The organism is Streptomyces sp. NPDC006643, from assembly GCF_042870175.1.
Classification (GTDB): domain Bacteria; phylum Actinomycetota; class Actinomycetes; order Streptomycetales; family Streptomycetaceae; genus Streptomyces.
Genome location: NZ_JBIAHA010000030.1, coordinates 71439 through 91480, shown reverse-complemented (window position 1 = coordinate 91480; position 20042 = coordinate 71439). Strand labels below are relative to the sequence as shown.

At 70.5% G+C, this 20042-nt stretch carries 20 protein-coding genes and 3 tRNA genes; 9 read left to right on the top strand and 14 right to left on the bottom strand.

The features are described from left to right. Positions 1 to 111: 111 nt before the first annotated feature. The 3 genes from modA to ACFYNU_RS33105 form a co-directional block, all read right to left on the bottom strand. On the bottom strand, positions 112 to 930 hold the full coding sequence (modA, locus tag ACFYNU_RS33115) for a molybdate ABC transporter substrate-binding protein (protein WP_356593436.1): 819 nt from the start codon (positions 928 to 930) through the stop codon (positions 112 to 114). A gap of 139 nt (positions 931 to 1069) precedes the next feature. Continuing rightward, entirely contained in the window at positions 1070 to 1468 is a 399-nt protein-coding gene (locus ACFYNU_RS33110) for a helix-turn-helix transcriptional regulator (RefSeq protein ID WP_356593438.1), read from the bottom strand. 103 nt (positions 1469 to 1571) lie between these two features. Further along, entirely contained in the window at positions 1572 to 2075 is a 504-nt protein-coding gene (locus ACFYNU_RS33105) for a molybdopterin-dependent oxidoreductase (RefSeq protein WP_356593440.1), read from the bottom strand. 195 nt (positions 2076 to 2270) lie between these two features. Between ACFYNU_RS33105 and ACFYNU_RS33100 the strand changes: the two genes are divergently transcribed. The 5 genes from ACFYNU_RS33100 (at position 2271) to ACFYNU_RS33080 (ending at position 7224) form a co-directional block, all read left to right on the top strand. After that, positions 2271 to 2753 (top strand): GNAT family N-acetyltransferase, encoded by a 483-nt coding sequence (locus ACFYNU_RS33100; RefSeq protein WP_356593442.1) that lies wholly within the window; start codon positions 2271 to 2273, stop codon positions 2751 to 2753. A 206-nt stretch (positions 2754 to 2959) separates the two neighbouring features. Beyond that, complete coding sequence (locus tag ACFYNU_RS33095) at positions 2960 to 3736, top strand: (5-formylfuran-3-yl)methyl phosphate synthase (protein ID WP_356593444.1); 777 nt, start codon at positions 2960 to 2962, stop codon at positions 3734 to 3736. An 8-nt stretch (positions 3737 to 3744) separates the two neighbouring features. Next, positions 3745 to 5148 (top strand): aldehyde dehydrogenase family protein, encoded by a 1404-nt coding sequence (locus tag ACFYNU_RS33090; protein WP_356593446.1) that lies wholly within the window; start codon positions 3745 to 3747, stop codon positions 5146 to 5148. 62 nt (positions 5149 to 5210) lie between these two features. Next, the gene (locus ACFYNU_RS33085; RefSeq protein ID WP_356593589.1) at positions 5211 to 6254 is read left to right on the top strand and encodes an NAD(P)-dependent alcohol dehydrogenase; all 1044 of its coding nucleotides are present in this window, start codon (positions 5211 to 5213) and stop codon (positions 6252 to 6254) included. Positions 6255 to 6309: 55 nt separating this feature from the next. Next, entirely contained in the window at positions 6310 to 7224 is a 915-nt protein-coding gene (locus ACFYNU_RS33080) for a class I SAM-dependent methyltransferase (RefSeq protein ID WP_356593448.1), read from the top strand. Positions 7225 to 7259: 35 nt separating this feature from the next. On the opposite strand, the gene ACFYNU_RS33075 is transcribed toward ACFYNU_RS33080, so the two are convergent. The 11 genes from ACFYNU_RS33075 to ACFYNU_RS33025 form a co-directional block, all read right to left on the bottom strand. Beyond that, the gene (locus ACFYNU_RS33075; protein WP_356593450.1) at positions 7260 to 8222 is read right to left on the bottom strand and encodes a pirin family protein; all 963 of its coding nucleotides are present in this window, start codon (positions 8220 to 8222) and stop codon (positions 7260 to 7262) included. After that, on the bottom strand, positions 8219 to 8725 hold the full coding sequence (locus ACFYNU_RS33070) for an OsmC family protein (RefSeq protein ID WP_356593452.1): 507 nt from the start codon (positions 8723 to 8725) through the stop codon (positions 8219 to 8221). Before ACFYNU_RS33070 ends, ACFYNU_RS33075 begins: the two co-directional genes overlap by 4 nt. A gap of 8 nt (positions 8726 to 8733) precedes the next feature. After that, on the bottom strand, positions 8734 to 9039 hold the full coding sequence (locus ACFYNU_RS33065; protein WP_356593454.1) for a GNAT family N-acetyltransferase: 306 nt from the start codon (positions 9037 to 9039) through the stop codon (positions 8734 to 8736). Between the two features lie 118 nt (positions 9040 to 9157). Beyond that, complete coding sequence (locus tag ACFYNU_RS33060; protein WP_356593456.1) at positions 9158 to 10390, bottom strand: glutaminase; 1233 nt, start codon at positions 10388 to 10390, stop codon at positions 9158 to 9160. A 42-nt stretch (positions 10391 to 10432) separates the two neighbouring features. Continuing rightward, a complete protein-coding gene (locus ACFYNU_RS33055) occupies positions 10433 to 11272 on the bottom strand; it encodes an alpha/beta hydrolase (RefSeq protein WP_356593458.1) in 840 nt (279 codons plus the stop codon). A gap of 56 nt (positions 11273 to 11328) precedes the next feature. After that, positions 11329 to 11637, bottom strand: coding sequence for a GNAT family N-acetyltransferase (locus tag ACFYNU_RS33050; protein WP_356593460.1), 309 nt, complete (start codon positions 11635 to 11637; stop codon positions 11329 to 11331). 215 nt (positions 11638 to 11852) lie between these two features. Next, positions 11853 to 12509, bottom strand: a complete 657-nt coding sequence (locus tag ACFYNU_RS33045; RefSeq protein WP_356593462.1) for a hydrolase — start codon at positions 12507 to 12509, stop codon at positions 11853 to 11855. A 315-nt stretch (positions 12510 to 12824) separates the two neighbouring features. Next, positions 12825 to 13292: a MarR family transcriptional regulator gene (locus ACFYNU_RS33040; RefSeq protein ID WP_356593464.1), complete on the bottom strand. Its 468-nt coding sequence runs from the start codon at positions 13290 to 13292 to the stop codon at positions 12825 to 12827. A gap of 298 nt (positions 13293 to 13590) precedes the next feature. Beyond that, positions 13591 to 13664, bottom strand: a tRNA-Ile gene (locus ACFYNU_RS33035). Between the two features lie 256 nt (positions 13665 to 13920). Then, positions 13921 to 13993 (bottom strand) — tRNA-Asn (locus ACFYNU_RS33030). A gap of 5 nt (positions 13994 to 13998) precedes the next feature. After that, positions 13999 to 14071 (bottom strand) — tRNA-Asn (locus ACFYNU_RS33025). 202 nt (positions 14072 to 14273) lie between these two features. On the opposite strand from ACFYNU_RS33025, the gene ACFYNU_RS33020 reads away from it, so the two are divergent. The 4 genes from ACFYNU_RS33020 to ACFYNU_RS33005 all read left to right on the top strand — a co-directional run bounded on the left by ACFYNU_RS33020 (position 14274) and on the right by ACFYNU_RS33005 (position 19993). Next, entirely contained in the window at positions 14274 to 14570 is a 297-nt protein-coding gene (locus tag ACFYNU_RS33020; protein WP_147872945.1) for a YtxH domain-containing protein, read from the top strand. An 88-nt stretch (positions 14571 to 14658) separates the two neighbouring features. Beyond that, positions 14659 to 16110, top strand: coding sequence for an FGGY family carbohydrate kinase (locus ACFYNU_RS33015; RefSeq protein WP_356593469.1), 1452 nt, complete (start codon positions 14659 to 14661; stop codon positions 16108 to 16110). A 215-nt stretch (positions 16111 to 16325) separates the two neighbouring features. Beyond that, complete coding sequence (locus ACFYNU_RS33010; RefSeq protein ID WP_356593471.1) at positions 16326 to 18059, top strand: ABC transporter ATP-binding protein; 1734 nt, start codon at positions 16326 to 16328, stop codon at positions 18057 to 18059. Next, positions 18059 to 19993 (top strand): ABC transporter ATP-binding protein, encoded by a 1935-nt coding sequence (locus ACFYNU_RS33005; RefSeq protein ID WP_356593473.1) that lies wholly within the window; start codon positions 18059 to 18061, stop codon positions 19991 to 19993. The genes ACFYNU_RS33010 and ACFYNU_RS33005 overlap by 1 nt, the downstream gene beginning before the upstream one ends. Positions 19994 to 20042: the final 49 nt, after the last annotated feature.

Genomic DNA, 20042 nt, shown 5'->3' with positions numbered 1-20042 from the left:
CGCGTATCGGTGTCCCGCTCGCGCGAGACGGCGGGCGGCGGGCGGCAGACGGGCGGGTGGACAGCCGCCCGGCCGCCCACCCGCCGTCTCACACGGGCGAGTTGACGTCGATCACGGCTGCTGGAAGCCCGCGTCCTGGAGGAGCTTCTGCGCCTCGGGGGTGCTGAGCCACGCCACGAACGCGGCTGCCGCCTCGGCGTGCTCGGACGTCTTGAGCGTGGCGGCCGGGTACTCGGCGACGGCGTTCTGCGCGTCCGGGATCTCGACCGCGTCGACCTTGTCCGTGGCGGTGGCGGCGTCCGTCTTGTAGACGATTCCGGCGTCGGCCTCGCCGAGTTCGACCTTGCTGAGGACGGCGCGGACGTTCGGCTCCTCGGAGACCGGCTTCACGTCGATCTTCTGCGCGTCCAGGACCTGCTCGCTGTAACGGCCGACGGGGACCTCGGGCGCCGCGAGGACGACCTTGAGCTTGGTGTCGGCGAGGTCCTTGAGATTCTCGATCTTCTCCGGGTTGCCCTCGCCGGTGGCGATGACGAGACGGTTCTTGGCGATGACGGTCGGGGTGCCGGTGTCACCCTTGAGACCGTCCATGGTCTTGGTGTCGGCGGTGACCAACGCGTCGGCGGGGGCGCCCTGCTGGACCTGCGCGGCGAGTTCCTGCGAGCCGGCGAAGGAGAAGGTCACCTTGGTGCCGGGGTTCTCCTTCTCGTACGCGGCGCCCGCCGTCGCGAAGACGTCGGTGAGCGAGGAGGCGGCCAGCACGGTCAGGTCGGCCTTCGGCGCGCCGGTGGCGGATTCGGTGGACTTGGCTCCGGTGTCGCTGTCGTCGCTGTCGTTGTCGCTGCCGCACGCGGTCAGGGGGACGAGCAGGGCCGCGGTGAGCGCGGTGGCGGCGGCGCGGCGTACGGCGGTGCTGAGGGTGAAGGACATGAGGGTGAGGACTCCCTGGAAAGCCGGACTCGAAGACGAGAGGAGCGGAAAGGTCGAACGGCGGAGCGGCTGAACGGCGGAGCGACGGAACGGCCGAACACGCCTGACTCGTTCGAACACGTCGGACGCGATCGAACGATCAGGCGCGGTCGATGTGCACGCTGGTCGACTTCACGCGGGCGGTGGCCTGCATGCCGACCTCGAAGCCCAGCTCCTCCACGGCCTCCCTGGTCAGGAGCGAGACGAGCCGGTGCGGCCCGGCCTGGATCTCGACCTGGGCCGCGACGTCGCCGAGCTTGACGGCGGTGACGATGCCGGGGAACGCGTTGCGGGCGGAGGTGTACGAGACCTCCTCCTCACCGCCGTTGCCGCTCTGACCGACCTCGATCGAGAACGCGGCGAGGTCTCGGCCGTCGATGAGCCGTCGCCCGCCCTCGTCGCGATGGGTCGCGACGCGGCCGGCGTCGGCCCACCGGCGGGCAGTGTCGGTGCTGACGCCCAGCAGGCGCGCCGCCTGACCGATTGTGTAGGACTGCATGCGCGGAAAGATAGGCCGCCAACCTCGCATTTGCAAGGTTTGAGTTGATTATCCATAGCAGATGCGCGGCGACTTGGAGGAAACCCCAAGCCCGGAAGCCCTCTCACCCGGGCACGGGCGCCGGACCGGGGACAAGTCGTGCGCCGACCCACACGCTGGTGATCGCGCTGATGTAACGCGCCCCGCAGCGGTCGGTGGGCACGACGAGCTGACTGCCCACCAGATCCAGCGCCTGCCCGTCGAGCGTGGTGGCGAGCAGCGCGGGCACGGCGCCGAAGTCGGGGTCTATCTCGCCCCAGGACAGCACCGTGTGATGCCCGTCCCCGCCGGTGACGGCGAGCAGGAAACGGGACCGGTCCCGCCGGCGCCGTACGTCGAAGTCCGGGTGCGCGTCGGCGACGACCTCGCGCAGCAGGGGCCCCTCGAAGGTGTGGCGCCGGGGCCCGCTGCTCGCGCACTCGAAGACCACCTCGGCGTGGTGCTGCTCCCACCCCCGCCGGAGATCGGCGACGGTCAGCGTGCCGGGCCGCCCCACCTCACCGCGCAGGGCGAAGGCCCCGGTGCGTACGGAAGGAGGGCCGCCGGGTGGTGTCCTGAGTCGGCCCATCGAATTTCCCCCTTCGAACGGCGCCCCTGCGACAACTGCCACGGGGTGATGCCCGCTGGGCGACCGCGAGAACCCTAGATGCGAGGCCCATGGCCACTTTGCCTCGCTTCTGCCAGCGCTACGGCCGCCACCTCCCCGCGAATGCGTCGGCACCGGACGGCCAGGCGCCGCCGCCCACTCGGCAGACTGGTGGACATGCTGCGTCTGCGAGTAGTCACGACGAACGACTGGCCCCTGTGGCGCGACGCCCGGCTCGCCGCGCTGGCGGAGGCCCCGTACGCCTTCAAGTCCCGTCTCGGGGACTGGCGCCGGGGCGGGGAGGAGCGATGGCGGGCGCGCCTGGAGATGCCCGGCGCGTACAACGTCCTCGCGTCGCTGGACGGCCGGACCGCGGGAATGGCGAGCGGGCTGCCCGGGGACGGCGGCGTGTGCGAGCTGAGGTCGGTGTGGGTGGGCCCCGACGCGCGGGGGCGCGGCGTCGCGGACCAGTTGATCGCCGCCGTCGAGACCTGGGCCCGGCGGTCGGGCGCCACGACGCTGAGGCTCGCGGTGATCCCGGGCAACGATCCGGCGGTCGCGGTGTACTCCCGTAACGGCTTCGTCCTCACGGTGGAGCGCGGAGAGCTGCTGGCCGACGGTGTGACGAGGGAGCAGGTGATGGCGAAGGCGCTTCGCTGAAGCGGCCGGGCGCGAGCGGAGACACCTACCCGCGGCGGCGTTCGACCGGGACGGTCGGCGGCGCGCACGCTGGGGCGTGAGCGGGCTGAGGCAGTGACCCCTTCGGTACTCCGCGCGCCCTGCCGGGCGTCACACGACCCCGAAATGATGAGCCGACCGTACGTGATCCAGGCGACTCCGCATCCCTGCCCCTTCGGCAGCGGGACATGCGGCGGAAGGAATCCACGGTGTTGCTTCTCATCTCTCCCGACAGTCTCGAAGAAGCCCTCGACTGTGTGAAAGCGGCGGAACATCTCGACATCGTCGATGTCAAAAGACCCGCCGAGGGATCGCTCGGCGCGAACTTCCCCTGGGTCATCAGGGAGATCCGCGCCGCGGTCCCGGCGGACAAGCCGGTGTCCGCCACCGTGGGCGACGTGCCCTACAAGCCCGGCACGGTGGCCCAGGCGGCGCTCGGCGCGGTGGTCTCCGGAGCCACGTACATCAAGGTCGGCCTCTACGGATGCACGACGGCCGACCAGGCCGTCGAGGTGATGCGAGGCGTCGTCCGGGCGGTCAAGGACCACCGGCCGGACGCGTTCGTCGTCGCCTCGGGGTACGCGGACGCGCACCGCGTCGGCTGCGTCAACCCGCTGTCGCTGCCCGACATCGCCCGCCGGTCCGGTTCCGACGCGGCGATGCTCGACACCGCGGTCAAGGACGGCACTCGGCTCTTCGACCATCTGCCGCCGGAGGTCTGCGCGGAGTTCGTCAGGCTGTCCCACGAGGCCGGTCTGCTCGCCGCCCTCGCGGGCAGCGTCAAGGTGGGCGACCTCGGTGTGCTGACCGGCATCGGCACGGACATCGTGGGGGTGCGCGGGGCGGTCTGCGAGGGAGGCGACCGCGACGCGGGAAGGATCCGGCCGGAGCTGGTGGCCGCCTTCCGGGCGGAGATGGACCGGCATGCCCGGGACCACGCCGCCACCGTCGCCGCCGCGAGCTGACCGCCGGCATGCCGACGAGCCGGCCCGGCCGCGTGCCGGCCACGCGCGGTGAGCGCTTCGCCGTCCTCGATCCGGCGACGGGCGCGGCCTTCGACGAGGCTCCCGACCAGCGGCCGGAGGAGCTGGACGACGCCGTCGGGCGGGCGCGGGCGGCCTGGCCCGGCTGGCGGTCCGACTCCGCCGCCCGCGCCAAGGCGCTGCTCGGCGCCGCCGACGCCGTGGAGGCGGCCGGGGCCGGCCTCGCTCCCCTGCTCACCCGTGAACAGGGCAAACCCCTCTCGGAGTCGTACGCGGAGGTCGCCCGGGTGGCGGCCCGGCTGCGCTACTTCGCCGAGTTGGCCCCCCGGCCCCGGCTGATCGCGGACGGCCGGCCGGTGCGCAGCGAGGTCCGCTGGCGACCGCTCGGGCCGGTCGCCGCGATCGTCCCGTGGAACTTCCCCCTCCAACTCGCGTCGGCGAAGTTCGCGCCGGCGCTCGCCGCCGGCAACACGGTGGTGCTCAAGCCCTCCCCGTACACGCCTCTCGCCACCCGGCTGCTGGGCTCCGTCCTGTCCACCGCCCTCCCCGAGGGCGTCCTGACCGTCGTCACCGGTCACGAACCCCTCGGGGCCCGCCTCGCGTCCCATCCGGGGATCCGTCATGTGACCTTCACCGGTTCGCCTGCCACCGGACGGGCCGTCGCGGCGGGCGCGGCGGCCTCGCTCGCCCGGGTGACGCTGGAGCTGGGCGGCAACGACGCCGCCGTCCTGTTGGACGACGTGGATGTGGAGCGGATCGCGGAGCGGCTGTTCTGGGCGGCGTTCCGCAACTGCGGGCAGGTCTGCATGGCGGTCAAGCGCGTCTACGCCCCGGCCCGGCTCTACACGCGGGTGGTGGAGGCCCTCGCCCACCACGCCAGGACCGTCGTCGTCGGAGCCGGGCTCGACCCCGGCTCCCAGCTCGGCCCGGTCAACAACGCCCCCCAACTGGCCAGGGTCGAACGCGTCACGGCGCGCGCCCTGGCGTCCGGCGCGCGGGCCGCCGCCGGCGGCCACCGGCTGGACGGGCCGGGCTACTTCTTCGCCCCGACCGTGCTGGCCGATGTCCCGCCCGACGACCCCGTGGTGACGGGCGAGCAGTTCGGCCCGGTCCTGCCGGTGCTGCCGTACGACAGTCTCGACGGGGCCGTGGCGGCGGCCAACGGCACCGGCTTCGGGCTGGGCGGCTCGGTGTGGGGCACCGATCTCGACCGGGCCGAGGCGGTGGCCGACCGGCTGGAGTGCGGCACGGCGTGGATCAACCACCACGCGGAACTCTCCCTCGCCCAGCCCTTCGCGGGCATCAAGGACAGCGGTGTCGGCGTCGCGGGCGGGCCCTGGGGGCTCTACGGAAACCTCAGACCGTTCGTCGTGCACCGTCCGGAGGAGACGTGACGCGGAGATTCGGCGCGGCGGTCCTGCGCGGTTACGAGAACAGTTTCGCCCTGGAGGAGGTGATGCTGAGTTCGGGGCCGGCCGACGGCGAGATCCTGGTCCGGATCGCGGGGTGCGGGATGTGCCGGACGGATCTCGCGGTCCGTCGTTCGGCCGGCCGCTCCCCGTTGCCGGCGGTCCTCGGCCACGAGGGGTCCGGGGTCGTGGTGGAGACGGGCGGCCCGGCCACCGGTCTGGGCGTCGGCGACCATGTCGTGCTGAGCTTCGACTCCTGCGGACACTGCCGCAACTGCCTGGGCGCGGCCCCCGCCTACTGCGACTCCTTCGCCTCGCTCAACCTCTTCGGAGGACGCGAGGAGCACGCCGCCCGGTTCACGGACGCGGCCGGCGACGAACTGGCGCCCCGGTGGTTCGGCCAGTCCTCGTTCGCCGAGTACGCGATGGTCCCGGCCCGCAACGCCGTACGGGTCGATCCGTCGCTGCCGGTCGAACTGCTCGGCCCGCTCGGCTGCGGCTTCCTCACCGGCGCCGGAGCGGTCCTCAACTCCTTCGGCATCGGCCCCGGCGACACCCTGGCCGTCTTCGGCGCGGGAGCGGTGGGCCTGGCCGCGGTGATGGCGGCCACCGCCGCCGGGGCGGTGACCGTGGCCGTCGACCGGCACCCGGACCGGCTGACGCTCGCCGAGCGGCTGGGCGCGATCCCGCTGTACGCCGCGTCGACCGCCCTGCCCGACCGTGTGCGGCGGCTGACGGACGGCGGCGCGCGGTACGCGCTGGACACCACGGGCTCCGCCCGGCTGATCAACGACGCGCTCCGGGCACTGCGCCCGACGGGCCGGCTCGGCCTGGTGGCCCGGCTCCGCACGACGCTGCCGCTCGAACCGGGAACGCTGGACCGGGGCCGCCGGATCTTCCACATCTGCGAGGGCGACGCGGTGCCGGGACTGCTGATCCCGCGGCTGACCGGACTGTGGCGGGCCGGACTGTTCCCCTTCGACCAGCTGATCCGTACGTATCCCCTGGCCGACATCAACGAGGCCGAACGCGACTGCGAGGCGGGCCTCGTGGTCAAACCCGTCCTGATTCCGCGGGACGGGGCGCGCTGACCGCGCGCCCGCCCATCCGACGACTCTCCCCACCACTCGTGACCACGGAGGACGTATGACCGGCACACTGCGGCAACCCACGGACACGGAGGGCGTGGACGGGGGTGTCGGCCTGACCGCGCTCCTGGTCGCGGCGGCCCGCGCGATCGAGACCCACCGCCCCGACAGCCTGGCGCGGGACGTCTACGCGGAGCACTTCGTACGCGCCGCACCGGCGTGCGCGGACTGGCCGGTGCGCCTGGAGGAGGTGCCGGACGGGGACGCGAACCCGCTGTGGGGACGCTTCGCGCGGTACTTCGGTCTGCGGACGCGGGTCCTGGACGACTTCCTGCTCCGGTCGGTGCTCGAGAGCGGCGCCCGCCAAGTGGTGCTGCTCGGTGCCGGGTTGGACGCGCGGGCGTTCCGGCTCGACTGGCCTCCCGGCTGTGTGGTCTTCGAGATCGACCGGGAAGGCGTGCTGGCGTTCAAGCACGAGGTGCTCGGCAAACTGTCGGCGGCCCCGACGGCGGCGCGCGTACCGATCCCGCTCGATCTGCGCGCGGACTGGGCCGGAGCACTGACCGACGCCGGTTTCGACACGGCCGCGCCGAGCGTCTGGCTGGCCGAGGGGCTGCTGTTCTATCTGCCCTTCACCGCCGAGAGGTATCTCATCGACATGGTGGACCGGATGAGCGCGGCGGGCAGCGCGCTGGCGTACGAGGTCAAGCTCGAAAGGGACTTGCGGGAGTACCGCGACAGCCCGCTCTACACCGCGACGAGGCAGCAGATCGGAATCGACCTGCTCACTCTGTTCGTCGCCGAACAGCGGCCGGACTCCGCGGGCGATCTGGCGAGCAAGGGCTGGTCCGCCTCGGTCCGCACCCCCTTCGACTTCACCCGCCATCACGGCCGCGGCCCGCTGCCCGAGCGGAAGAACGATGCCCTGGAGGGCAACCGCTGGGTCTTCGCGCACAAGCCCCGGCCGCGGTGACCCACGCCCGCCCCTCCACCCCGGGGCTCGCGCGGTCAGCGCGTACGGCCCCGCGCCTTGAGCGGGGTGGCCGGCAGTGCGGGGGCGGGCAACGGCGGGCCGTCGTAGCCGTGGACCGTCCCGAAACGGTCGCCCGACATCCACGCCTCACGCCCCTCGGCGATCTCCTCCTGAGTCCGTCCGATGAGGTTCCACCACATGATGATCTTCTCCTCGAACGGCTCTCCCCCGATCAGCAGCAGCCCCGAGTCGCCGAGGGCGCGCAGCGGCAACTCGGTGCGGCCGGAACCCAGATAGAGCATGGAACCGGGATCGAGTCGCACGCCGTCGACCTCCGTGACCCCGGACATGGTCAGTACGGCGTACTCGAAGTCCGGCTCCACCGGCAGCCGTACGTCCGCGCCTTCGGCGAGCGCGAGGTCCGCGCCGACCAGCGGCGTGTACGTCGTGCCGGGCGACACCGCGCCGTCCAGTTGCCCCAGGATGACGGTGGCCGTCAGCCCCGGAGCCGTGACGGCCGGCAGGTCGACGTGGTGCTCGAAGGAGGGCGCGGTGTGCCGGTGGGCGTCGGGCAGCGCGACCCACAACTGCGCGCCGTGCAGCAGCCGGGGATGGGGCACGGTGCTCTGCTCGGCGTGCGCGATGGCCCGCCCCGACGTCATCAGACCGAGCTGACGAGGACGCAGGACCCGCACGCTGCCGACGCTGTCGCGGTGCAGGATGTCGCCCTCGTGCAGCCAACTCACCGTCTGGAGGCCCATGTGCGGGTGGGGCGGTGCCTGCATACCGGACCCGTCGGCGATGTCGTCGGGCCCGTAGTGGTCGACGAAGCACCAGGCGCCCACCATGCGCCGCCCCAGATTCGGCAGCAGTCTGCGCACGACCGTGGCACCGAGGCTCGCCTCGCGGGGGCTGAGCAGCTCCCTGACGGGCTGTCCTGACACATCGGCCCGGCCTCCGCATTCACGGAGACCGGGCAGGAGGTCGAGGTCACTCATGACGACTGTGTCCCTTCTGTCGCGGCGGGCCGGGGTACGGAGTTGGGCCGTCCCGGGCGTTCGGGCGCGGGCACGATCGGCATCTCACCGCGCACCGCACGCGTGACGGGGGTCCGGTCGGCGATCTCCAGCAGCCGGGCGCGCCGCACGTCGTCGAGGTCGCCCGTCAGCTCGACGCGCCGGGTGATGCGACCGGCCCGGTCGGGCCCTTTCTCGTACGCCAGGTGCACCCGGACGTCGGAGAGGGGCCACTGCTTGCGCTGGGCGTACATGCGCAGGGTGATGACCGTGCAGGAGCCCAGGGCCGACAACAGCAGGCCGACGGGGGTGGGCGCCGTGTCGGCCCCACCGACGGACTCCGGCTCATCGGCGGCCAGTGGGTGGCGGCCCGCGCGTATGTCGACCCGGTAGTCCGACCCGGCGCCGGTGGCGACGACGGCCGCGGCTCGTACGTAGCCGGGCTGATCGGCAGCTGCCTGCCCGACCCGCTTCTGCGGCGACACGGCCCGCCTCACAGCCCGAACCGCGCCCGCTGCCCCTGCGGCACCAGGTCGACGTAGTCAGCGTGCTTGCCGATCCAGCCACGGATGAACGGGCAGAAGGGAAGCACCCCGAGCCCCTGTTCCCTGGCCGCGCCGAGGGCCCCGCGGGCGAGCACTCCGCCGAGACCCCGCCCCGCGAACCGCGGATCGATCTCCGTATGGATGAAGGCGATCTCGTCCTGGTACCGGTGGTACTCGGTGAAGCCGGCGAGTTCGTCGCCGTCGAAGACTTCGTAACGCGATCGGCCGGGGTTGTCCGCCACGCGGGATTCCATCGCTCCTCCTTGGGAGGTCGCCGCGCCGTCGTCCCTCCGCACGAGGAGGAGGTTCCGGCGGCGACACGAACATCAGGGTAGTTGATTGGTCAACCTTGCGGTCAACGGGCGTCCAGGGTCAACGGGCGTCCGGGTAGGTGCCGTCTCCCAGATCGGGATCCGGCAGCACGCCCGAGGGGTCGCGAAGGGCGACCCCGCGTCCGTCCAGCCGCAGTCGGCGCAGCCCTTCGAGCGACATGCGGCGGCCGAGATCGGAGAAGGCATGCACCTTGGTGACGTCCAGAACCACGTCGGCCGCGCCGTCCGATTCGGCCATCAGGTCCAACAGCTCCGAGGCGGCGGTGACTTGGACGTTGCCCTGGAGGGCAAAGGTGACCGTGCCCGGTGACTCGCTCACGTCCACGGCGTCGACCCGTCCCCGGTCGGCGGAGAACAGGTGCATCCCCATGTCCTGGGAGAGCCGCTCGAAGGCACGGCGCCCTCTCTGGCTGTTGCCGAAGGAGTCCAGGCGCGGGGAGAACGTCCCGATGCCCACCCTGTCGGGCAGGACGCCGACGATGCCCCCGGCGACGCCGCTCTTGGCGGGGATGCCCACGCGGGTGAGCCAGTCGCCCGCCGCGTCGTACATCCCGGCTGCGGCCATCACGGCCATGACGTGCCGGGCGACGGAGGGGTCCATCACCCGTTCACCGGTGGCGGGTTGAATGCCTCCGGTGGCGAGCGTCGCGGCCATCACGGAGAGGTCCCGGACGCTGACGAGGATCGAGCACTGCCGCGTGTATCCCTCGACGACGGACGGCACGTCCCCGTCGAGGATGCCGTAGGTGCGCAGCATGTAGGCGAGGGCGAGGTTACGGTGCGCGGAGCCGAGCTCCGAGGCGCACACGCGCTCGTCGACCGCCAAGTCCCGGCCCGCGAGGCGGGAGAAGAACGCCACGGCACGTTCGACGCGGTCGTCCTGTCCGGCGTCCGCACCGACCAGGAGCGAATGCACGGTGATGGCACCGGCGTTGATCATGGGGTTCTTGGGCCGGTGGGTGCCCCCTTCGAGGGACAGCTCGTTGAACGCCTCGCCGGACGGCTCGACCCCGACGGCGTCCAGGACTCGGTCGAGGCCGCGGTCGATGATCGCGGCGGCATAGGCGAACGGCTTGGAGATCGACTGGATCGAGAACTCCGTGTCGGCGTCACCGGCGGCGTACGTACGACCGAGCGTCGTGGTCACCGCCATGCCGAAACGCTCCGGATCGGCTTCGGCCAGCTCGGGGATGTAGTCGGCGTTGGCACCGCTGGTGTCATCACGCAGGCTGTCGAGCACTTCTTCCAGGTAGTCGGGGACGGGAGTCTTCATGAGGCAGGTCCTTCTGTCCGGCGGCTTCGGAGCTCGCGCGTCTTAGCCGAGGAAGTCGCGCAGAGCCGAATTGACCTCATCCGCGTGCGTCCAGAGCAACCCGTGCGGGGCGCCCTCGATCTCCACGTACCGCGCGTCCGGCAGATCCCGTCGGAAGCGGCGCGCGGTGGCGTCGATCGGCAGGATCCTGTCGGCCGTGCCGTGCAGGATCAGAGCCGGCTTGCCGCTGGCGCGGACCGCTTCGACGTCGGTGCGGAAGTCTTCGATCCAGGCGGAGACGACCGCGTGGGCCGCCACGGGGGCACTCGACGTCGCCACGTTCCAGCTCGCGGTGACGGCCTCCTGACTGATCCGGCCGCCCAGGTTCTCGTCAAGGTTGTAGAAGTCCGCGAAGAACTGGGTGTACCAGGCGTACCGATCGGCTTTCGCCGCCGCCTCGATTCCGTCGAAGACCTTCCGCGGCACGCCCTCGGGGTTGTCGTCCCGGGCGACGAGGAACGGCTCCAGCGAGGCCAGGAACGCGAGCTTGGCGACCCTTTCGTGCCCGAATCGCGACACGTAACGGGCGACTTCGCCGGTGCCCATCGAGAAGCCCACCAGGACGGCGTCGCGAAGGTCGAGCGTCTCCAGCACGGTGTTCAGGTCCGCGGCGAAGGTGTCGTAGTCGTATCCGGAGTTCACCTTCGACGACTTGCCGAAGCCCCGGCGGTCGTAGGTGATGACGCGATGTCCGGCGTCCAGAAGATCCCGCGTCTGGCGCTCCCAGCTGTGACCGTTCAGCGGATATCCGTGGATGAGAACGACGGGCCGCCCCTCGCCCTGATCCTCGTAGTACAGCTCGACCGGCGTGCTGTTCTCATTCCCTACGGTGATGTACCCCATGCGCTCTCCCTGAGTTCGTACCGCGGCGCACCCGACGGCCGCGCCGCTCGTGCTGTTCAGTCGCTGACTCTGCTGCGGGACTGGTACAGCAGGTCCTGGTACTCGGGATGCCGGGCGATCCACCCCGAGTAGAACGGGCAGGTGGCCAGCACTCGCAGGTTCGCTGCACGCGCCTCGTCGAGGGAGGTGCGCACCAGCGCCGCACCGACTCCCCTGCCCTCGTAGTCCGTCGAGACCTCGGTGTGCACGAAGGCGACCAACTCCTTGGTGCGGATGTACTCCGCGACGCCCGCGACCTCGGCCTCTCCGTCGACCCGGGCCTCGTACCGCTTGGCTCCGGGAGCGTCGTTCACTTCCACTGCCATGTGTTGTCCTCCCTCAAGTCCTGCGCGTGAGTCTGGCCGCACAGTAACCCAATCTGGTTGACACATCAACTTACTCGGCCGCCCTCAAGGCTTGGGCGAACCGACAGCGGGCCGCCGGAGCGTCCGGCGACCCGCTGTTGTCGAGCCGCCGCGGCCGACCCCGTCACTCGTCGGCGAGCGCGGCATCGGGTCCGGGCCGGGCGAGGGACGTGATGTCAGGCGTCGCTTCCGGCGGGCGTGGCCAGGAGCTGCGTCTCCCAGGCGTAGGCCACACCGCTGGCACCGCCGTGCTGCGCCAGCACCTCGACGATGCCCGGCACGGTCTTCTCACGGGTGTAGTCACGCTGCCACTCGGACATCACGGCCATCCAGGTGATCGGCGTCACGCCCGCCTGGATCATGCGCCGCACGGCCATGTCGTGGGCCTCCTTCGAGGCACCGCCCGAAGCGTCGGTGACGACGAAGACGTCGAAGCCCTCGCCCGCCGCCTGTATCGCCGGCATGGCCACACAGACCTCCGTCCAGAGGCCGGCGATGATCAGCTTCTTGCGCCCTGTCGCCTTGACGGCATCCACGACGCGCTCGTCCTGCCAGGTGTTGACCCAGGTCCTGTTGATCGGCTTCTGCTCCGGGAACACATCCTGAATGCCCTGGAGAAGAAGGCCACCGCGCTCCTCCAGAACGGTCGTCAGAATGGTCGGGACGTCGAACACCTTCGCGGCCTTGGCGAGCCCGACGGCGTTGTTGATGACCAGCGTCGGTTCGTGGCTGTTCAGGTTGGCGACCTGGAACGCCTGATGGTCGATCAGTACGACAACACTCTCCTCGGGCGTCAGCAGCGCGTCGAGTCCGGCCTTGTTCTCGGTGCTCATGGGATTCCCTTGCTGGAGATTCGCGTCCACGGGCCTCAGACGGCGCGGCGACCGGCCGACGACCTCAAACCGTTTGGTTGACGCGTCACCTACGATAGATATCGACCGTTGATGCGTCAACTAGCCTCGGCGCGCGCGAATCTGACGGCGGATCCGACAATCAGGCGCGCGGATCCTACCGAGGGCGGCGGTAAGGATGCGTCCGCCAAGCCCGACGATTGACGGGTCGGCGATATTGCCCTGGCGTGGCGGTTGATACATCAACTAGATCTACGCACTCACCGGGCCATGAAGTCGTCGAAACTCTCGGATCGGTTAGTCGGGCTGCGTCTTCATGTGCTCGACGACGCGGTTCGAGATCCGGGCGAGCGTGTCGAGTTCTTCCTGAGTGAGGGCGTCGATGAACAGCCGTCGGACGCGCTCGACATGCAGGGGCGCGGCCTCTTCGATCGCCTCGTACCCGGCCGGGGTGGCGACGATGAACGCGCCGCGTCCGTCATCGGGACAGTCTTCCCTGGCCAGCAGTCCCCGCGTCGTCATCCGCCGGACCTGGTGGGACATCCGGCTCTTCTCCCACTCCACCGACTTGGCCAGATCCAGGAAACGCATCCGCCCGCCGCCCCGCTCGGTGAGGCTCGCCAGCACGAGGTAGTCGGAGGCCGACATGTGGGAGTCGGACTGAACCAGTCGCGACAGACGCCCGATGAGCGTCTCCTGCATGCGGATGAAGCTGTCCCAGGCAACCTTCTGCTCCGAGGTCAGCCACCGAGGCGTTGCATCCATTGAGGGAGTGTAGCGAGGACGTTGACAGCTCATCCATCCCGCTGACGTGGCCGATTCCGGTCGATGCCCGGATTGTCCGGGGCGGATGCGGGGGTCCGGACCGACCGGACTCCGCCGTGTTCGAACCCCGGCCGCACATCCGCCGACCGGTCCGCATCCCCTGATCACGGAACACTCGGGCGAGCAGGGGCCGACCGGGGGCGAGCAGAAAGGCCCCGGCGTGTCCTCCACGCTTGGGGCCCTGGTCCATGCATCCTGTTGTCGCAGGTGAAAACGTTTCGTCACCTGCGCCGCGCGGTGGGGCGGGTGGGACTCGAACCCACGGCCGACGGATTATGAGTCCGCTGCTCTAACCGGCTGAGCTACCGCCCCTAACGGCGCGTCGCGCACATTTGTGCGCGCCGTCTGCCGCAGCATAGCCGCTCATACGATCTCCTGCCTCGGATGGTCGGCAACGCCTGACCATGAGGACTTCGTCGCGCGCCGACCGGTTCCAAGGAACCGTGAAGATCACCCGGAAGACGTTGGTCGAACCGTAGTCGCACCCTCCCCGCACCGGTCGACGGGCCGGCGGTGCGCGGACGCGGACACAAGAAAGAGGACCCCGAGGGGTCCTCTTCCGTGCTTGCTCTCCCGGCTGGACTCGAACCAGCAACCCTCCGGTTAACAGCCGAATGCTCTGCCAATTGAGCTACAGGAGATCGCGCTCCCCCGACTGGACTCGAACCAGTAACCTGCCGGTTAACAGCCGGCTGCTCTGCCAATTGAGCTACAGGGGATTGCTGCGTATGCGTCGAACGCACCCACCCGGCTCTGCCGGGGCGGCGGACGTTCGCTGCGACACATACATTAGCGCAAGCAGGGGGGTGCTCCGCCAATCGGTATCCCGCCGGGTCACACTGGGTGATCTCGGGCCTGGGGGGTAGGCGGACGTCACGGCTCAAGGTCCGATGCCAACGAACTAACGAAGGGTGGCAGGCCATGCGGCGCCTCACGTTCATCGCGGGACTGGCTGTCGGTTATGTACTGGGTACCAGGGCCGGGCGCGAGCGCTACGAGCAGCTCAAGAAGTCGGCAAGCCGGATCTCGCAGAACCCGGCCGTGCGCAACGCCGCCGAGACGGCGGCGCTGTCCGGGCGTGAGTACGCGGGCAAGGCGTACCACTCGGTGAGCGACAAGGTCGGGGACAAGGTCCCCGGGTCCGTCGCCGACCGCGTCCGGTCGCTGCGCTCGCGGAACGGCAACGGTGAGGACGACTGGGGGACCACCAACACCTGACCCGCCCTGCCGGGCGTCCGGCGGCTCGTCCGGCGGCCCCTCGGTCCCGGCAGCCGCCGATGCTTCGCGCGTGCGGCAGAATCGTGCCATGGGAATAGTCGCCGGGTTGGACAGTTCGTCGGATTCCACGCGCATCGTCGTGTGTGACGCGGACACGGGTGCCGTGCTGAAGCAGGGATACGCGGCACATCCCGTCGAGGCCAAGGCCACCGAGGTCGATCCGCAGGTCTGGCTGCTGTCGCTCGGCGAGGCCGCGGGCGGCGGGCTGTTGGAGGGCGTGGAGGCCATCGGCGTGTCCGCGCAGCAGCACGGGCTCGTGCCGCTGGACCGGTCCGGCAATCTCGTGCGGCCCGCGCTGCTCGGCAACGACAAGCGCGCGCAGGTCGCCGCCGCCGATCTGATCGACGCGCTCGGCGGCCGGCAGGCCTGGGCCGAGGCCGTCGGGTCGGTGCCGCAGTCCGGTCAGCCGGTGGCGAAGCTGCGCTGGCTGGCGCGGCACGAGCCGGAGGCGGCGGGGCGTACGGCGATGATCCTCCAGCCGCACGACTGGCTGGTGTGGCAGTTGCTCGGCCGGCCCGCGCGTCGTACGACGGACCGGGGCGCGGCGTCCGGTTCCGGTTTCTGGTCGGCCCGAACGGGTGCGTACCGGCCGGATCTGATAGAGCTGGCGCTGGGGCATCAGGCGGCGCTGCCGGAGGTGCTCGGTCCGGCCGAGGCCGCCGGGACAACCCCTGAGGGTCTGCTTATATCCGCGGGGACGGGCGAGACCATGGCCGCCGCCTTCGGGCTCGGCGTGGGGATCGGTGACGCGGTCGTGTCGCTGGGCGCCTCCGGGTCGGTGATGACCGTGCACCACGAGGCGCTCGCGGACCCCTCCGGGATGATCACGTCGTTCGCCGACGCCACGGGGATGCATCTGCCGGTCGTCCACACGCTCAACGCCGTACGGGCCCTGCGCGGGACGGCGGAGCTGCTGGGGACCGAGGACCTGGAGGAGCTGTCGGCGCTGGCGCTCAAGTCCACGCCCGGGGCGTCCGGTCTGGTGTTCCTGCCCTATCTGGAGGGCGAGAAGACGCCCCAACTGCCGCACACGGCGGGCACGTTGACGGGGCTGCGGCGGGAGTCGATGAAGCCGGAGCATCTGGCGCGGGCCGCGTTCGAGGGGATGCTCTGCTCGCTGGCCGACGCGATGGACGTGGTGCGCGGGCGCGGGGTCGAGGTGCGGCGGGTGTTCCTGCTGGGCGCGGCGGCCGGGCTGCCCGCCGTACAGGCGTCCGCGCCGGGGATCTTCGGGGCGCAGGTCGTGGTGCCGGAGCCGGCGGAGTATGCGGCCCTGGGCGCGGCGCGGCAGGCCGCGTGGGCACTGGGTGTCTCGAAGAACACACTGTCCCCGCACAGCCCGCCGGACTGGCGGGGCGCGGAGGTGCAGGTCTTCCAGCCGGGCGAGGAGGCGGCGGTGGGGGCGGCGGTGCGCCAGCAGTACACCGCGGCCCGTGAGCAGATTCACCCGGGAGCGTTCGCCACGGCGCCGGGGGTGTAGGGACCGAGCGGTCCGGGGCCGGGGGGCCGAGGTGCCTGGGGGCTCGGGGCCGGGGGCTGGAGGCTCGGGACCGGGGGCTCGGGACCGGGGCGGGATCCTTGCGGTACGACAGTAGTTCTTGACCGGGCCTTTGTGGAAAACCTTTGGGTTCCGGCGGTCCGGGTGGCGCAGGATGGGGTCCGACCCCCGATCTTGCCGAGCCCGAGAGACAGCACGTGCTGCTACGACTACTCAGAACCCATCTGGTCCCCTACAGACGAGCCATCGGCCTGCTGGTCGTGCTCCAGCTGCTCCAGACCTGCGCCAGCCTCTATCTGCCCACGCTCAACGCGGACATCATCGACAACGGTGTCGTGAAGGGTGACACGGGCTACATCATCCAGTTCGGCGCTCTCATGATCGCCGTCAGTGTCCTCCAGGTCATCGGCCAGATAGGCGCGGTCTACTACGGTGCGCGCACCGCCTCGGCCCTCGGCCGGGACGTGCGGGCCGCGATCTTCGACCGGGTGCAGAGCTTCTCCGCCCGTGAGGTCGGCCAGTTCGGGGCGCCGTCGCTGATCACGCGTACGACCAACGACGTCCAGCAGGTGCAGATGCTGGTGCTGATGTCGTTCACGCTGATGGTGTCGGCCCCGATCATGTGCGTCGGCGGGATCGTCATGGCGCTCGGCCAGGACGTGCCGCTGTCGGGGGTGCTGCTGGCCGTCGTGCCGGTCCTCGGTGTGTCCGTGAGCCTGATCGTGAAGCGGATGCGCCCGCTGTTCCGCACCATGCAGGAGCGGCTCGACACGGTGAACCGGGTGCTGCGCGAGCAGATCACCGGCAACCGCGTCATCCGGGCGTTCGTACGCGACGAGTACGAGAAGGACCGCTTCAAGAAGGCCAACACCGACCTGACCGAGATGCAGTTGGCGACCGGCCGGCTGATGGCGCTGATGTTCCCGGTCGTGATGACGGTCGTGAACGTGTCGTCGGTCGCCGTCGTCTGGTTCGGCGCGCACCGCATCGACAGCGGCGGGATGCAGATCGGCGCGCTGACCGCGTTCCTCGCGTATCTGATGCAGATCGTGATGGCTGTGATGATGGCCACCTTCATGTTCATGATGGTGCCGCGTGCCGAGGTGTGCGCGGAGCGCATCGAGGAGGTGCTGGACACCAGGTCCAGCGTCGTGCCGCCGAAGGACCCGGTGCGGACGCTGCGCCGGCACGGTCATCTGGAGGTGCGGGGCGCGGAGTTCCGTTACCCGGGGGCCGAGGAGCCGGTGCTGCGGGAGGTGTCGCTGACCGCGCGGCCGGGCGAGACGACCGCCGTCATCGGCTCGACCGGCAGCGGCAAGTCGACCTTGCTGGGGCTGGTGCCCCGGCTGGTGGACGCGACCGCCGGCGAGGTGCTGGTGGACGGTGAGGACGTGCGCGGTCTCGACCCGGACCTGCTGGCCAAGACGGTCAGTCTGGTGCCGCAGAAGCCGTATCTGTTCTCGGGGACGGTGGCGACGAATCTGCGGTACGGGAATCCGGACGCGACCGACGAGGAGCTGTGGTACGCGCTGGACGTCGCGCAGGCGAAGGACTTCGTCACCGAGCTGGAGGGCGGGCTGAACGCGCCGATAGCGCAGGGCGGTACGAACGTCTCCGGCGGGCAGCGCCAGCGTCTGGCGATAGCGCGCACGCTGGTGCAGCGGCCGGAGATATATCTGTTCGACGACTCGTTCTCCGCGCTGGACTACGCGACGGACGCGGCACTGCGCGCCGCCCTGGGCCGGGAGACGGCCGAGGCGACGGTGGTGATCGTCGCCCAGCGTGTGGCGACCATCCGTGACGCCGACCGGATCATCGTCATGGACGAGGGCCGGGTGGTCGGCGAGGGGCGTCATCACGAGCTGATGGACGGGAACGAGACATATCGGGAGATCGTGCTCTCCCAGCTGACCGAGGCGGAGGCGGCCTGATGAGCGGTCCTGGTGGACGCATGATGGCGGCCGGCGCGGGTGCTCCTACGCAGCGGTCGATGGATTTCAAGGGATCCAGCAAGCGGCTGCTGCGGCAGCTGGCGCGCGAGAAGGTCACGCTGTGGTGGATGCTCGGCGCGGGTGTGCTGAGCGTGGCCGCCTCGGTGGTCGGTCCGAAGATTCTCGGCTCGGCGACGGACCTGATCTTCGCGGGGGTCGTCGGCCGTCAGACGCCGGGGGGTGTCAGCAAGGAGGACACCGTCTCGCGGCTGCGGGAGGAGGGCGACGGCGGGCTCGCCGATCTGCTCTCCGGGGTGGACTTCACACCGGGGCAGGGCATCGACTTCGACGCGGTCGGCCGGGTGCTGCTGGTGGCCCTGGCGGTGTATGTCGCGGCGGGGCTGCTGATGCTGGTCTCGACGCGGCTGTCGATCCGGGTCATCAACCTGACCATCTACCGGATGCGTGAGGACGTACAGGCCAAGCTGTCGCGGCTGCCGCTGTCGTACTTCGACCGCCAGCAGCGCGGCGAGGTACTGAGCCGGGCGACGAACGACGTCGACAACATCTCGCAGACGCTCCAGCAGACGATGGGCCAGCTCATCAACTCCCTGCTGACGATCGTCGGTGTGCTGGGGATGATGCTGTGGATCTCGCCGCTGCTGGCGCTGGTCGCGCTGGTGACCGTGCCGCTGTCGGTGCTGGTGGCGACGAAGGTCGGCAAGCGCTCGCAGCCGCACTTCGTGCAGCAGTGGAAGTCCACGGGCACGCTGAACGCGCACGTCGAGGAGATGTACACGGGGCATGCCCTGGTGAAGGTCTTCGGGCGGCAGGACGAGTCGGCGCGGGCGTTCAAGGAGCAGAACGACGCGCTGTACGAGGCGGGCTTCAAGGCGCAGTTCAACAGCGGGATCATGCAGCCGCTGATGTTCTTCATCTCCAACATCAACTATGTGCTGGTGGCGGTCGTCGGCGGGCTGCGGGTCGCGTCGGGCACGCTGTCCATCGGTGACGTGCAGGCGTTCATCCAGTACTCACGGCAGTTCTCGATGCCGCTGACGCAGGTGGCTTCGATGGCCAACCTCGTCCAGTCCGGGGTCGCGTCCGCCGAGCGGATCTTCGAACTGCTGGACGCGGACGAGCAGGAGAAGGACGCCCCGTCGGCGGAGCGCCCGCACGAGCTGCGGGGCCGGGTGGCGCTGGACAACGTGGCGTTCCGCTACGAGCCGGAGAAGCCGCTCATCGACGACCTGTCGCTGTCGGTGGAGCCCGGCCAGACGGTCGCGATCGTCGGCCCGACGGGCGCGGGCAAGACCACGCTGGTCAATCTGCTGATGCGGTTCTACGAGGTGACGGCCGGGCGGATCAGTCTGGACGACATCGACATCGCCACCATGTCGCGTGAGGACCTGCGGTCCCGAATAGGCATGGTCCTTCAGGACACCTGGCTGTTCGGCGGCACGATCGCGGAGAACATCGCGTACGGCGCGGCGCGCGAGGTCACCCAGGAGGAGATCGAGGAGGCGGCACGGGCGGCGCACGCGGACCGGTTCATCCGGACGCTGCCCGACGGGTACGAGACGGTGATCGACGACGAGGGGTCGGGGGTCAGCGCGGGCGAGAAGCAGCTCATCACGATCGCGCGGGCGTTCCTGTCGGACCCGGTGATCCTGGTGCTGGACGAGGCGACCAGCTCGGTGGACACCCGTACCGAGGTGCTGATCCAGAAGGCGATGGCCCAACTGGCGCACGGGCGGACGAGTTTCGTGATCGCGCACCGGCTGTCCACCATCAGGGACGCGGACGTGATCCTGGTGATGGAGAACGGCGCCATCGTGGAACAGGGCACGCACGAGGAGCTGTTGGCGGCGACGGGCGCGTACGCGCGGCTGTACGCGGCGCAGTTCGCACAGGCGGTCGCGGAGGTGGACTAGACGGTCCGGCCGTGGAGTCCGCCCGCCCGGGATGCCCCGGTGCCGGACG

Coding starts and splice junctions, on each gene's coding strand:
- ACFYNU_RS33065 (WP_356593454.1), bottom strand. CDS start 9,039: ATGGAATCCCGCGTGGCGGACAACCCCGGCCGATCGCGTTACGAAGTC.
- ACFYNU_RS33050 (WP_356593460.1), bottom strand. CDS start 11,637: ATGGCAGTGGAAGTGAACGACGCTCCCGGAGCCAAGCGGTACGAGGCC.
- ACFYNU_RS33005 (WP_356593473.1), top strand. CDS start 18,059: ATGAGCGGTCCTGGTGGACGCATGATGGCGGCCGGCGCGGGTGCTCCT.
- ACFYNU_RS33080 (WP_356593448.1), top strand. CDS start 6,310: ATGACCGGCACACTGCGGCAACCCACGGACACGGAGGGCGTGGACGGG.
- ACFYNU_RS33085 (WP_356593589.1), top strand. CDS start 5,211: ATGCTGAGTTCGGGGCCGGCCGACGGCGAGATCCTGGTCCGGATCGCG.
- ACFYNU_RS33090 (WP_356593446.1), top strand. CDS start 3,745: ATGCCGACGAGCCGGCCCGGCCGCGTGCCGGCCACGCGCGGTGAGCGC.
- ACFYNU_RS33110 (WP_356593438.1), bottom strand. CDS start 1,468: ATGCAGTCCTACACAATCGGTCAGGCGGCGCGCCTGCTGGGCGTCAGC.
- ACFYNU_RS33055 (WP_356593458.1), bottom strand. CDS start 11,272: ATGGGGTACATCACCGTAGGGAATGAGAACAGCACGCCGGTCGAGCTG.
- ACFYNU_RS33105 (WP_356593440.1), bottom strand. CDS start 2,075: ATGGGCCGACTCAGGACACCACCCGGCGGCCCTCCTTCCGTACGCACC.
- ACFYNU_RS33100 (WP_356593442.1), top strand. CDS start 2,271: ATGCTGCGTCTGCGAGTAGTCACGACGAACGACTGGCCCCTGTGGCGC.
- ACFYNU_RS33075 (WP_356593450.1), bottom strand. CDS start 8,222: ATGAGTGACCTCGACCTCCTGCCCGGTCTCCGTGAATGCGGAGGCCGG.
- ACFYNU_RS33015 (WP_356593469.1), top strand. CDS start 14,659: ATGGGAATAGTCGCCGGGTTGGACAGTTCGTCGGATTCCACGCGCATC.
- ACFYNU_RS33045 (WP_356593462.1), bottom strand. CDS start 12,509: ATGAGCACCGAGAACAAGGCCGGACTCGACGCGCTGCTGACGCCCGAG.
- ACFYNU_RS33095 (WP_356593444.1), top strand. CDS start 2,960: ATGCGGCGGAAGGAATCCACGGTGTTGCTTCTCATCTCTCCCGACAGT.
- ACFYNU_RS33020 (WP_147872945.1), top strand. CDS start 14,274: ATGCGGCGCCTCACGTTCATCGCGGGACTGGCTGTCGGTTATGTACTG.
- ACFYNU_RS33060 (WP_356593456.1), bottom strand. CDS start 10,390: ATGAAGACTCCCGTCCCCGACTACCTGGAAGAAGTGCTCGACAGCCTG.
- ACFYNU_RS33040 (WP_356593464.1), bottom strand. CDS start 13,292: ATGGATGCAACGCCTCGGTGGCTGACCTCGGAGCAGAAGGTTGCCTGG.
- modA (WP_356593436.1), bottom strand. CDS start 930: ATGTCCTTCACCCTCAGCACCGCCGTACGCCGCGCCGCCGCCACCGCG.